At 35.9% G+C, this 12,971-nt stretch carries 14 protein-coding genes; 3 read left to right on the top strand and 11 right to left on the bottom strand.

Annotation, left to right across the window (positions count from 1 at the left end; genetic code table 11):
- Positions 1–5: 5 nt before the first annotated feature.
- From AC6CHJ_RS04730 to prsW, 6 genes are all read right to left on the bottom strand, one after another.
- On the bottom strand, positions 6–599 hold the full coding sequence (locus AC6CHJ_RS04730) for a lysophospholipid acyltransferase family protein (RefSeq protein ID WP_498287454.1): 594 nt from the start codon (positions 597–599) through the stop codon (positions 6–8).
- Entirely contained in the window at positions 600–1,274 is a 675-nt protein-coding gene (gene cmk / locus AC6CHJ_RS04725; protein WP_173668470.1) for a (d)CMP kinase, read from the bottom strand. It lies immediately after the preceding gene.
- Positions 1,275–1,547: 273 nt separating this feature from the next.
- Positions 1,548–2,204 (bottom strand): flagellar brake protein, encoded by a 657-nt coding sequence (locus AC6CHJ_RS04720; RefSeq protein ID WP_498287452.1) that lies wholly within the window; start codon positions 2,202–2,204, stop codon positions 1,548–1,550.
- Between the two features lie 222 nt (positions 2,205–2,426).
- Entirely contained in the window at positions 2,427–3,716 is a 1,290-nt protein-coding gene (locus tag AC6CHJ_RS04715; protein WP_498287450.1) for a PepSY1/2 domain-containing protein, read from the bottom strand.
- Positions 3,717–3,737: 21 nt separating this feature from the next.
- Positions 3,738–4,511, bottom strand: coding sequence for a spore cortex-lytic enzyme (gene sleB / locus AC6CHJ_RS04710; protein WP_147193968.1), 774 nt, complete (start codon positions 4,509–4,511; stop codon positions 3,738–3,740).
- Between the two features lie 230 nt (positions 4,512–4,741).
- On the bottom strand, positions 4,742–5,416 hold the full coding sequence (gene prsW, locus AC6CHJ_RS04705; RefSeq protein WP_147193970.1) for a glutamic-type intramembrane protease PrsW: 675 nt from the start codon (positions 5,414–5,416) through the stop codon (positions 4,742–4,744).
- Between the two features lie 71 nt (positions 5,417–5,487).
- Here prsW and AC6CHJ_RS04700 point away from each other — a divergent pair, with 71 nt between their 5' ends.
- Together AC6CHJ_RS04700 and AC6CHJ_RS04695 are read left to right on the top strand one after the other, a co-directional pair.
- Entirely contained in the window at positions 5,488–6,456 is a 969-nt protein-coding gene (locus tag AC6CHJ_RS04700) for an asparaginase (RefSeq protein WP_147193971.1), read from the top strand.
- A gap of 201 nt (positions 6,457–6,657) precedes the next feature.
- Positions 6,658–7,053 carry a DUF2975 domain-containing protein gene (locus AC6CHJ_RS04695; protein ID WP_498287447.1) on the top strand — a complete coding sequence of 132 codons (396 nt, stop codon included), beginning with the start codon at positions 6,658–6,660 and terminating at the stop codon, positions 7,051–7,053.
- 215 nt (positions 7,054–7,268) lie between these two features.
- Here the strand turns inward: AC6CHJ_RS04695 and AC6CHJ_RS04690 are convergent, their stop codons facing one another.
- From AC6CHJ_RS04690 to AC6CHJ_RS04675, 4 genes are all read right to left on the bottom strand, one after another.
- Positions 7,269–8,231, bottom strand: coding sequence for a YpdA family putative bacillithiol disulfide reductase (locus AC6CHJ_RS04690; RefSeq protein ID WP_147193974.1), 963 nt, complete (start codon positions 8,229–8,231; stop codon positions 7,269–7,271).
- Positions 8,232–8,539: 308 nt separating this feature from the next.
- Complete coding sequence (locus AC6CHJ_RS04685; protein WP_184117505.1) at positions 8,540–9,220, bottom strand: LysM peptidoglycan-binding domain-containing protein; 681 nt, start codon at positions 9,218–9,220, stop codon at positions 8,540–8,542.
- 77 nt (positions 9,221–9,297) lie between these two features.
- On the bottom strand, positions 9,298–10,734 hold the full coding sequence (locus AC6CHJ_RS04680) for a RecQ family ATP-dependent DNA helicase (protein WP_498287445.1): 1,437 nt from the start codon (positions 10,732–10,734) through the stop codon (positions 9,298–9,300).
- A 4-nt stretch (positions 10,735–10,738) separates the two neighbouring features.
- The gene (locus AC6CHJ_RS04675; protein WP_249775730.1) at positions 10,739–11,773 is read right to left on the bottom strand and encodes a YpbB family protein; all 1,035 of its coding nucleotides are present in this window, start codon (positions 11,771–11,773) and stop codon (positions 10,739–10,741) included.
- 101 nt (positions 11,774–11,874) lie between these two features.
- On the opposite strand from AC6CHJ_RS04675, the gene AC6CHJ_RS04670 reads away from it, so the two are divergent.
- Positions 11,875–12,123 carry a ferredoxin gene (locus tag AC6CHJ_RS04670; protein WP_147193982.1) on the top strand — a complete coding sequence of 83 codons (249 nt, stop codon included), beginning with the start codon at positions 11,875–11,877 and terminating at the stop codon, positions 12,121–12,123.
- Between the two features lie 176 nt (positions 12,124–12,299).
- On the opposite strand, the gene AC6CHJ_RS04665 is transcribed toward AC6CHJ_RS04670, so the two are convergent.
- Positions 12,300–12,878, bottom strand: a complete 579-nt coding sequence (locus AC6CHJ_RS04665) for a VanZ family protein (protein ID WP_498287443.1) — start codon at positions 12,876–12,878, stop codon at positions 12,300–12,302.
- Positions 12,879–12,971 lie beyond the last annotated feature (93 nt).

Raw genomic sequence — 12,971 nt, 5'->3', positions numbered from 1 at the left:
ACATATTATTTATTTTCAGGATGATGTTCATTTAGCAATAGCTGGATATGATCCATGATCACTTGTGTTACTTCTTCCGCTTTTGCCTTTGTTTCTCTGTACGGTTCCATATCGATTGGTTTACCAAATACAACTCTCACTTTTCTAAACGGTTTATATGGACCTATGATGGCACATGGAACCACATTTGCATTTCCTCGCAATGCAAAAAAACCAGCGCCCGAAAAACCTTTGCCTAGTTTACCGCTTTTATTGCGAGTACCTTCTGGAAAAAGGCCAACAACTTGGCCGTCTTTTAATGTATCAATTGCAACTCGCAATGCTTGCCTATCGCTTAAACCACGCTTCACAGGAAATGCATGTACCTTAGGGAGAATGGATTTTAAAATAGGAACTTTAAAAAGCTCTTCCTTTGCCATAAAGTTGACCGGTCTTGGTGAACAAATACCCACCATTGGAGGATCTAAATTATCGATATGATTTGAGCATAAAAGTATACCGCCTTCTGCAGGAAAATTTTCCTTTCCTATAACTTCCATGCGGTAGATTGGCTTTAGTACATTAAACACAACTGTTTTAGCAAATTGGTAAAAGTCCATTTAGCCCATCCTTTCATTAGCTAATTCCAAAATAGTTTGTGCAGCTTCAGAAATAGAAAGCTCTGTTGTATCAAGGAAAATGGCATCTGGTGCCTGAATCAACGGAGAAGCTTCACGCTCACTGTCTAATTTATCGCGTTTTGCTATTTCAGATTTTAATTGTTCCAATGATGATTCAATACCTCGGTGTTTATTATCCTCATATCTTCTCCGAGCTCTTTCTTCCACTGTCGCTGACATAAATACTTTTAATTCTGCTTCTGGCAGCACTGCGGTAGCAATATCTCGTCCATCCATTACTACACCGCCCTGCTTTGCCATTTCACGCTGGTGATCTACCATAATCTCTCGCATCGTTGCATGACTAGCAACTTTCGATACATTCTTGGTCACTTCATTAGAACGGATTTCTTCCGATACATCTTTCTCATCAAGAAATACAAGTTGTCCATTGCTTGAAGGCTTTAACTGGATCTTCGTATTTGTAAGCAAATCAGTAATGCTTTTAGCATCTTCTAAATTTATATGTTCGTTCAATGCTTTTAATGTAAGAGCACGGTACATTGCGCCCGTATCAATATAAGTATAGCCAAGCTTTTCTGCCACTATTTTGGCAATTGTACTTTTGCCGGCCCCTGCAGGACCATCAATAGCGATTTGTATATTCATCTTCAAATGTCAACCCCTTCTCTCCGTCATATTGTAACACAGAAACCAATTGCCCGTGAAAAGATAAAGTGAAACATTACTCAATATTGAATCTGCGTTCAAACAGCAAGGAGAACCTTAGTAATATGAAGCTAGCATAAATTTATTTAAGGTAATAAAAAAACGAACAAATGTGATTATTTTACTTAACATTTGTCCATTTTCCTTGTTATTATTTTCCGATTCATAATTAAATATTTGTTATACTAACAGATTAAAACTTCACAGTTTCAAAATACCCTAAAAGCTTGTTTCCTTTTTGCGATTTTGCAATTGCCGTTCAAAACAGAACCTTACAATGTATTGTCGGTCGACGTCATCCGTATTTGTAAATTGCAGTGTAGCCAACATTCTTTGGTCTTTTTCTATTATCCGAATGACTCTTGCAGAGGTATGGACATATTTAACTCCTTCATTTGAATTCGAAAATGGCAAGACAATGATAAGTTGTAATTCATCATTTTCTTTAAATGGTACAATTTTGGGAATGTTGATTGCTAAGCCACCAGCGCTAATGTCTTCCGCCACATATTGATAATTCTGTTGATTATACTCTACAGCAATATCAACAGGTGTAGCTACACGAACATATTCACGCCTTTGTATCCTAATAAACTGATCGTTAGCAGGTAATGCCAGCATAATCATTGGAATATTGCTTTTAATTCTTCCAAGAACTTCTGTTTTAAATGCATAAGCGTTTTTAGCTTCATCTACAAAAGAAACGCGATATTGTCCACCCTCTAACAAAAAAGAGGTCTTATTTGTTTGTATATTGGTTGGATAATCAATGTAGAGAATATTGTTTTTTTGCTCTACAATTTTAGCGCGAAGGCGATCTTTTACATCGGAAGAAATTGATTCTAATATTATATTGGTACCTATTTTCAATTCCATAGCAATCTCCCTTTATGATTCATAAGTTGTGTTTTTATTATGCCACGGATTGGACGATTTAGCTATATCCATTCTACATAAAGGAAAAGAGCATAAAATGCATTTATATATTTTTTTATTTTTATCATTATGAATTTAAAAACGACATAATATTTAATCATCCGACACCTTTAGACCTACAAAAAAATCAGTGAGGATTCGTTCCCCACTGATATATGTTTTTTATGACAGTCGCTCGTTTTTAATTACCTCACCTGTCTCTGTGTCAATTAGTACTTTGTATGTGTGCTGCGTTTTATTGGCGTTCACTCTAACTGTTACTTCATAACAAAGTCTCTCGACAAAATCTTTATCCTCAACATATGCTAAATCTTCTTCCATCACTTCCGCATCGCTATTAAAGAATGTGTTCCAATCTATTTTCTTCATCGTTTGCGGTTTTACTTTTTCTTTTTGAATGTACTCAATTCCATTAAGACCTACAACTTCACCAGTATCTTTAGCTATTTTCACTTGTACGCCATCCGCATAAATCTTCGCTTTGGTTGATTGATCTACTCTAGCGTAGCTTAAGTGCCAAACTTCACTATTTTCTCTTGCATCTGTTTCAACAACATCGGTATAGCCTAGTTCTTTTAAATGTTGATCTGCCAATTTTTTTAGTTTTAGAATTGGAAGACTAGTTTGTCCAAATGGTCGTTCAACTAAATAGGAAAGAAGATGGCCGCCTTTTACGGTCAAATCCGCATAACCTGTGCGTTCGCCTTTAGTGAAAGTAATGTGATAAAAAGGATACGGTGCACCTTTTCTGCTATTTTTCACTGCTATAGTGGCATTTGATAACTCTGGGAACATATCTTTAAAACGATTTATCGCTTCGCTCTTGCTAATTTTTCGGTCATCTAATTTTTGCAGGTTTTTCCTCTTTTCATGATCTGATTCACTAGCAGTCAACGGAAAATCACTTTCTCTATATGTCTTAATTGATTTAGCCATATTTTTAAAATTACCCGTTGATTGGTCTGCCGTTTGTTCTTCTAGCCAATGTTTATAATTGTTATCTTGCTGTAACACATGTGCTGTTGCTACTTGCCAATCATTCGAAAAGTTTGTGAGGTTTTCAGAAACATTCTTTATGTTGGCATGCCATTTATCAGCATTCTCCTTAGATGTCATCGTCATTTTTGCATTGTTACCTAGTCGACCAAGATAATTCATCCATTCGCTTGTAAATTCTTGATCTAACGGCAAATCCGCTATGGAATATTTAATATCAGATGACAAGCGCCATACATCTTGTAAAGATTGATGCAGTGCGGTGGTATCTTTATACATTAAGGATTGCTGAACAGCTTGCTGTAACTCATTTAGTTGTGTTGAAGCATCTGCCATTTTATTCGTATATTGTCCGTGCAGTAGATATTGAAGTTCCTTATTTTCTCTATTTGATGCTACTATAAATATTAAGCAGACTATTAGTGCGTAGCTTAATAAAAATATGGTTTTTTTCATTCGTTTTCACCTCCAGTTTTACTAAATGCAGAAGATATGCTCGCCAATTTGTGTGATTTGTTTTCTTGTCCATATCCATTTACTTGTTGCTGTTTTTGGGTTGAAATAATAAAGGGCATTTTGTGAGGGATCCCATCCATTCATTGCATCCAGTACTGCTTCCATCGCTTGTTTGTTCGGTTCAAGCCAGATTTGTCCATCTGATACAGCTGTAAATGCACCAGGTTGGAAGATGATACCTGAAACAGTGTTAGGAAAATCAGGGCTTTCCAAACGATTCAATATCACAGCAGCTACAGCCACTTGTCCTTCATATGGCTCTCCTCTTGACTCTCCATATACTGCATTTGATAACAGCTTCAAATCCTGTTCCGTAAATTTACTTGGGATTTGCATATCTGCCCCATTACCAGTGCCTTCTTGTGTAGTTTTCTTTTGGCCACCATAGACAGTAAATTTATTTCCTTTTCTTATTTGTTCCATTACATAGTCTTTATCATAGTTTGAAACCGATGCTAACTTCTTCTTCGTTGTTGCACCAGCCACTCCGTCTATCGGCAATCCATATTGATCCTGGAAATTTCGCAATGCCCAATATGTGCTATAGCCAAATTTCCCATCAATCGTTCCTTTATAGTATCCAATGTATTGAAGTCTTGATTGCAATTCAATAACGTCATCGCCAAACGCGCCTCTTGTAATAATTTGTGAGGAGAATGCTTCTCCTGTCCTCGGGGCCACGCTTGTAAGAAAAAGACTTAGAATAACCAACAAAAGCATTTGATAACGTCTCATATTGACAGCTCCTTTTCTATAAGCATGGTTTCTTGCATGTTTTTTATACAAAAAAACTGAGAGAAAAAATCCCCTCAGTACAAACAAAAAGTAAAAGGCTTTTAGAAATTTATTATTCTAAAAGCCTTTTGTTTCTTTTCTTTATTTTTTCGATTAAAGAGATGCTGTTTGAACATATAGCAAACAATCCTAGTCAACCTATTTTTAAAAATTGATTTCGCTATTTTCTATTAAAATTTCTGCTGTGCCGCAAGCATCTGAACCAATTGCTTATGTGCAATTTTTACTTTGCGCAGAGCAAACCACCATAAAAACAACATAAATGGGAGCATGATATATGCCCACTTTCCTTCTATTGTTAGTATGAAATTAAAAATAATATGAAGCAACATTGGCAAAGCCAAAGACACTGCTTGGTAACGAATAGAGCTGTTTCTTCCTGTAAATTTTGCTCTTCCTAGATAATAACCCATAACAACGCCAAAAAGGGCATGGCTAGACACAGGCATAAGAGCCCGCATAAAAGCCGTATCTAAGCCGAATGACAGGATGTATAATATATTTTCAACAGTCGCAAATCCAAGTGATATACTGACTCCGTATAAAACGCCATCATAAGGGTCATCAAACTCGATATGATGATAAATGGCGATTAGTAATATAAACCATTTGAAAAACTCTTCCACTACTCCTGAAAACAGTACATCTTGCATTAGTACACTTGAAAAAATTTTTTCTTCATTTACGACAAATTGCAAAAATAAAATCGGAAATGTTAAAATTGCACCATATATAAATGTATGAAACAATGTTGTTCTAGGCTCTGTTGCCATTTGGTTCCTCAAGTAAAAGAAACTAAATAGCGCTAGTGCCGGAGCAATGGAAACGGATAAAAGAACAAACATTTGTCAGGCACCCCGTCTCTATTTATAGTACTATTTTATAAGATATGACAGGAAATTTCGAGGAGGACTTTATGAAGAAAAAAGTTTTGCTTATTCATACAGGAGGCACTATATCCATGCATATGAGTGAGGACGGAGGTGTCATCCCAGATACAAACAATCCTTTAATGCAAGAAAGCAAAAAACTGGAGATGATTGCAGATCTAATTGAAATAGAAGCTTTCAATCTACCATCGCCACATATAACACCGAAAAAGATGCTTGAATTGCGCAATTTAATCATAGATACCATTAAGAAAAATACGGTTGACGGAGTTGTAATTACCCACGGCACAGATACGTTAGAAGAGACAGCTTATTTCTTAGAATTAACAACAAATTTAGAAATGCCGATCGTACTGACAGGTGCCATGCGTTCATCAAATGAGCTAGGTGCTGATGGTGTTTATAACTTGGTAGAAGCTGTTAGAGTTGCTTCGTCTGATCAAGCAAGAAATAAAGGCGTACTTGTGGTGATGAACGATGAGCTTCATTCAGCTGTAAATGTTACAAAAACATCTACAAGCTCTGTTTCCACTTTCCAGTCACCGCAGTATGGCCCGCTTGGACTAGTGACAAAGACATTAATCCACTTTCAACAAGCACCAATGAAAAGAGAATACGTTGAAGTAAATAGCTTGAATAAAAAAGTTGCGTTATTTAAAATATATGCAGGAATGGATGCAGACCTTCTTCATTCAGCAATTGATTGCAATTATGATGGTGTAGTATTAGAAGGACTAGGACAAGGCAATGTTCCTCCTGCAATACTGCCTACTATAGAAAAATTAATACAACACGGCATTCCAGTTGTTCTAGTATCACGTTGTTTTAATGGCATTGCGCAAGGTGTATATGGATATGAAGGCGGCGGCAGAATGCTAGAAGATATGGGCGTTATTTTCGCAACAGGTTTAAGCGGACAAAAGGCTCGCTTAAAGTTAATGATCGGTCTCAACCAAGAGGAAAAACCAATTAATGTTAAGAAATTCTTCATCTAAATACATCATTCATCAAAAATTATATGGAAATCCTGTTTTTGCAGGATTTCTTTTTCCTTTATGTTCAGCAGATGAACTTTCTGAATTTTCATACGTTATAATATAAAGGTAAATATAAAAAAGGGGGAATACTATGCAAAAAATCAATTCCACCATTTTAAGTTCAGTCACCATTTTAATAGGTACAATCATTTTGTTATTATGTGTGTTTGTTTTACCGAAGGTAGCCCAGGAAACCGTATTAATACATCCAGAAGTAACATATCTAAAATATCCTGTTTTATTAGGAATTATGCGACAGCGCTGCCCTTTTTTTATGCGATATATGAGACACTGATTATGATTCAAATTATTGAGTATCAATCTATCAATCCTAGTCGCATTGTTCAGGGATTAAATCGAATAAAATACAGTGCATTTGTTATTATTGTCTTCTATGTCTTAGGAATCTTTATACTTGACTATGCAAATGCACTACCGCCAATAATTGCAGTAATGGGATTTGGGATACTTCTTGTTACAATAATGGTGGCAGCAGGAGCATCGTTCATAAAAAATATACTTATAAAATATCAATTGAAGTTATCTAATTCATAAAAGATCACCCTGGGACTAGCTTAGTTCAGATTTAATTCACAAATTATAAAATCCAAAAGACAGATTTATTCTACACACATTTGTAGAGTAAATCTGTCTTTTAATTTTAACAGCAATTATTTGTTTAACAATACAACCTAAAGAAAACCAATATAGCTTTGTTAAAGCTAGGACATCATATATATTTACTTATGACAAAATCCTAGTTATTTATTTTAGCGTTTTTCTTTAATTGATTTTGCGATTAAGTCTCCATGCAGTTTTCCATTTTCAATAAAAATTTCATTAGCATTATTGCCTGCTGCAATCACACCTGCAATGTATAACCCCGGCACATTTGTTTCCATGGACTCCGGATTAAATGTAGGGCGACCAGTTGCTTTGTCTTCCGTTACGCCCATTTTTTGAATAAATGAATGGTCAGGATGGTACCCTGTCATCGCGAATACAAAGTCATTCTTCACAGTAACTTCTTTACCTTCCTGCAATAATATTACTTCATCCTCTGTAATCTCTTTTACGAGTGTATTAAACATCATATTTATCTCGCCATTGCGTACAAGAGCTTCGAAATCTGGCAATACCCATGGTTTAATGCTCGGCGAGTATTCCGCTCCGCGGTAGGCAACTGTTACACGAGCACCTGCTTTATGGAGTTCTAGACCTGCATCTATCGCAGAATTCTTACCTCCAATAATCAAAACGTCCGTATCAAAGAAGGGATGGCCCTCCTTAAAATAATGATACACTTTTGGTAACTCTTCCCCCGGTATGTTCATATAATTGGGATGGTCATAATATCCTGTTGCAATGACAACATAGGGTGTTTCATATTCAGCCAAATCTGTTTTCACAATAAATTTGCCCTCATTTGGCGTTACTTGTTCAACTCTTTCGAAGCGATGAATATTTAGGTCTTTTCTTTTTACAACTTCACGGTAGTAGACCAATGCTTGATTTCGCTTTGGTTTTTGTTGTTCAGTTATGAAAGGTATATCACCAATTCCTAATTTTTCGCTTGAACTAAAAAACGTTTGATGCGTAGGATAGTTATAAATCGAATTGACGATATTTCCCTTCTCAATAATAATGGGATTTAGCCCAATCTGTTTTAATGAAATAGCCGCAGCTAAGCCACATGGACCGCCGCCTACAATTATCGCTTCTTCTTGTAGCACTACAATGTCACTCCTTGTAAATTTCTTTCTGTTTCAGAGATAGCTCTATATGCAACTTTAAACAATCAATATTAAGTTTACAGTATTGTCTAATTGTACATTATACGCCTGGATACCATAAAAAAACAGGCATGCGCCCTCTACCACATACCCGCACTCTTTTAAATTATAAGCATTTTTTGTTGACGGACTTTTGCCCACCTCAATTGAATTGACAATAATTGAGGTGAAGTCCTTTAATCAGACTCGATTTACAAGATATAGAGGAATTTAGCCTAAAATAAATCAAAGTTAATGTAATATCTTATTTATTTTTGGGCTGGTATTGCAATTGTTGTTCCTGGCGCAACGTTATTTCCTGTAATACCGTTTGCTTCTTGTATAATCGGAATTCCGGCTGCACTGCCATAGAACTGGACTGCTATACTTTCGATTGTTTCGCCAGACTTCACATTATAGAGACGTCCAGCTGCCTTTGCTTCTTCATATAACTGTTGCTGCTTCACTTTTTGTGCTTCAAGTTCTGCATTTGCGGCTTGTTCTTCTTTCTCTTTTTGTGCTTCAAGCTTGGCATTTGCAGCTTGTTCTTTTTTCACTTTTTCAGCATTTATTCGGTCTGCTTCTTTTTGAGCGGCTTGTTCCTTCTTTAGCTGCTCCTGTTCCTCTTTTTTTGACGCTTGAGTAGTTACTTTTTCTTTCTCGCTATTGGTCTCAATATGGACACCACTGTCACTCTCTATTTCCGCTTTCTCATGACTGTTATCATGTGAGAGAGTACTAAAATATATCAAGGTGGAAATAGGAATTAATATAAAGACAATTGCTAATGCTGTTAGCAATTTAGGTTTGCTTTGATTTTTTTTCTGCTTACCCTCATCGTTTTGATGTCTTCTTTTCATTCTAGAAGGATTTTTCTCTTCTTCTTCCGGCTCAATATAAATTGCCTGTCTATGTTCTTCAATTTTTCCTCGGTAATCATCTTGAGGCATGGAAATCCCCCATTTCAATAAAACTTCTATTCTCCTATTATGACGAATTAATAGGTACTTGTAAATGAACGAACTTACTAGGGCATAAGTGCCTGTAACCGTTCTTGCCATGATGGTCGATTTCTTGATACAGGATGAAATTCTCTTTTTGCGACAATGTCTTGGTGATTAATGCCGCAAAAATGGCAGCAGTTTGGCGGCTTCTCTTCCAACGATTGTCCAAAATAGGAAACTAATCCTTCTCGCATACATTTTTGAGCTTCTACAAAGTTTGCAACCTCTCTGATTTGCTCTACCTTTTGTCTGCGTAAATCTTCTAACTTTTGGATAACCTTTTCCGCTGGCAATTGTGTCATCCAATATGACAAAACACGATAACCCGTTTCGCTAATTTGGTTTAAATCAATCATTTTTTTGGGATCTTGTTCTAGACGTTGATATTCCATAAATACTTCCACATGGTATGAACTAGGCAAATCCTCTGTCACGATAAAGCGGGTATGATCTTCATCCTTTGGACTATGTACCAAGATGGCAAGCGCATCTTTCCCATCACGCCCTGCCCTTCCAACCTCTTGCATATAATTCGCCATTGTGGCAGGTATATGGTCGTGGAGGACTTGGTATACATTATCTTTATGGATTCCCATACCAAATGCAGTTGTAGCACATATCCACTCTAATTCTCCTGATTGAAATTGCTGTTGGATGAACTGCCTATCTTCCATCTCCATTCCAGCGTGGTAAGCGGCTGCTCTAATCTGTTTTTTTCGAAGCTCATCAGCATAAAGAAGAGTTTTTTTTCGCGATTGTGTATAAATGATACCTGGCCCCTCGGTTTGCACAACATGATTAATAATCCATGGTAGTTTTTCATCAACGCTAGGAAGATTAATGACATCATAATGAATATTAGGCCTTTCAACAGAGTGGATATATTCAAATGGATGAATCATTTTCAAATATGTTTTAATATCAATTACCACTTGTTCTGTAGCAGTCGCACTTAAGGCTAATATTGGGGGTCTGTTTCTCTTAGGAATCCAACTGGCAATCTTCAAATAATCTGGGCGGAAATCAAATCCCCATTGAGAAATACAGTGCGCCTCGTCTACAACAATGAGCGAGAATTCTATCTTTTGAAAAACACGCTGGATTGAGTCGGTTGCAAGCATTTCAGGAGATATAAATATATATCGATAAGTAGCTATTCGTTGAAGTGCATGTAACTTTTCACTGCCTTGTAAAAAAGAATTGAGAGCTATCACTCTCTTTTCTCCAAATCTTTTTAATGAATCTACCTGGTCTTGCATCAATGAGAGCAATGGAGAAATAATTAAAATGGGACCATTTAATATATATCCCGGAAGCTGATAGCATAATGACTTGCCCATTCCTGTTGGCAGTAGCGCCACTGCATCTCGTCCTTCTAAAATTGCTTCTATTACTTCCTTTTGTCCTTCTCTGAACGCCTCATAACCAAAATGCCGATAAAGAATATCTTCAAGTTTCATAAGCTCAACCTCCTTTTGTCGCCATCACTAATCGAATTTGGAAATAAGACAAATGCGGAATACTTTCACGTATAACTTTTAATTTTTTGCTCCCAGTCTGTCGCATTACATCTCTTGCTTTATTTGCATCCTCTTCGCTAATAAATTGATTGAGTGGAAAATCTATATCATTCATTGCCATCTCTACAAAATGGTCCTCAATTGTGCTGATTTTTAATGATCGGACTTGTGCGATTTGGTCTGGTGTATAGCCATTATAATATAAATCTGCGGTTTTCTTTGTGGAATCATTTAAAACATTTTCAAGCCTTATTCCTGCAGCCAGTTGATGTAAAAAGGGATATTGATTGCGCTTTGCATACAGGTCGTCCAGCCAAATATGTAACGACTCGATTAATATTAATTGCATATCTAACTCAGTTGCATCAAACTCTTCCGCCAATTGTTGCCATGTCCAGCCTGATAAACGATACCCTGTTATTCGTAAAACAATCGTTAACTTGTGCTTGTCATCTATCGGCAATTGTTGGATAGATTCTTCCAACTCATCTCTGAATTGGTTTTTAAAATTAGTCTCTTTATATGGCTTTCCCATTAAAAACTGCTTTACAAAGTGTTGAATTTCCTCATCTTTCTGGAGTGGCATGAAACGATAGTCTCCTGCATGAAAATGCGACAAAGTTTGCACTACAAGCGAAAGTCGCTTAAAAAAGATGTGTTCATTGCCACGATAGTACCATCCATTAAAAAGTAACTCTTTAGATTGCTGAAGAAGCGTCTTCCCTCTTGCTGTTATAATTGCTTGTTGTCCATCATTTATATGAACCCAGCCTGCATCAATTAATTGATTTAATTCATCAGTAAAGGTATTTTTAGAAAGTTTCGGCAGGATACCAAAATATTTGTGAAGGTGAAATGTCCCTACATCTTGAATCGTCTGACCTGACCTCTTCCCCCTTAACAAATGAAGGGCTGCTTTTGAAGAACGCTGACCATTCATTGAAGAAAAAATAGATAATAGTACTTGTTGTATATACATGATTATTCCTCCATTTAAAGTGATTTAGGTTGAAATGTGAGGAAAAGCGTTTTAGAATAAGTAAGAAGCTATTGGGATTGATAGTAAAGGAGAGAAGTATAATGGCTAAATTTACCATCGTTGACCAAGATACATGTATTGCTTGCGGTGCATGTGGGGCGGCAGCACCGGATATTTACGATTACGATGATGAAGGAATTGCCTTCGTTATTTTAGATGATAACACGGGAACAGCTGTAGTTCCAGAAGATTTGATGGAAGATATGGAGGATGCTTTCGAAGGGTGTCCAACAGATTCGATCAAAGTAGCAGAGGAGTCTTTTGAAGGCGACCCGCTTAAATATGAATAATTATATAACGTTATAGATAAAAGAGTATCGAACCTAATTCGGTGCTCTTTTTATCATTTCAAATTCATTTACTGGATATATTAGAGCTAACTCGTCGAGACTGTTTTTCTGCTGTCGAAACCTTATCTGTAACAATTATAAATCTCAGGGGTAAATTAAGCATTTTAATTTCGCTATTACGAGTGCGAGTTAAGTATAAACTTCAAAAAAGAATTTAGTTCAATATTGTTCTTTTTGATTAAAAACTTAAAGGATTTTAGGAATAATTTAAATACACCATAACCCAAGAGGACCCCCGAAAAGTTAAAGATTATGTCATTTACATCAACATAACGAGTAGTGAAACCAACCATTAAAGCTATGATTAGCTGTAAAATTTCTATAAAAACCCCTAGTAAAAAACCTAAAACGACAATCTTTTTAAAACTTACTTTAGAAATGAAAGGAAGTCCAAATCCAAATGGAATTGTCAATAAAATATTAAGTAAAGAAGTTTTTATTGCAAAATGATCTGGATTAAATGGAATGAAATTAGCGTCCTTCCATACATTTTGCCCTATGTCTTTTTTCATCTCTCCGTCTAGAATTATAGGGAATTGAGTGTACTTTAAAACATTACATAAATATATAAAAAATATGGTGAAAAAGAACAAATATACATAGCTTTTTTTATATTTTAATTTTAATAATAAAATTATAATTATCCAAAAGAAAGCTAAAATAAGTATAATTGACTCATCAAAATCAATTAACATTGTATTACTCCTTTAAATACCAAAAATGCTTTAGGCATCCCTGACACTCTTTTTTTAATTAGAAACTTTTCCCCTTTTATATTCTACCATATT

It is taken from the genome of Rummeliibacillus sp. GQ308 (genome assembly GCF_059759115.1).
This window is presented reverse-complemented; position numbering and strand designations above follow the sequence as displayed.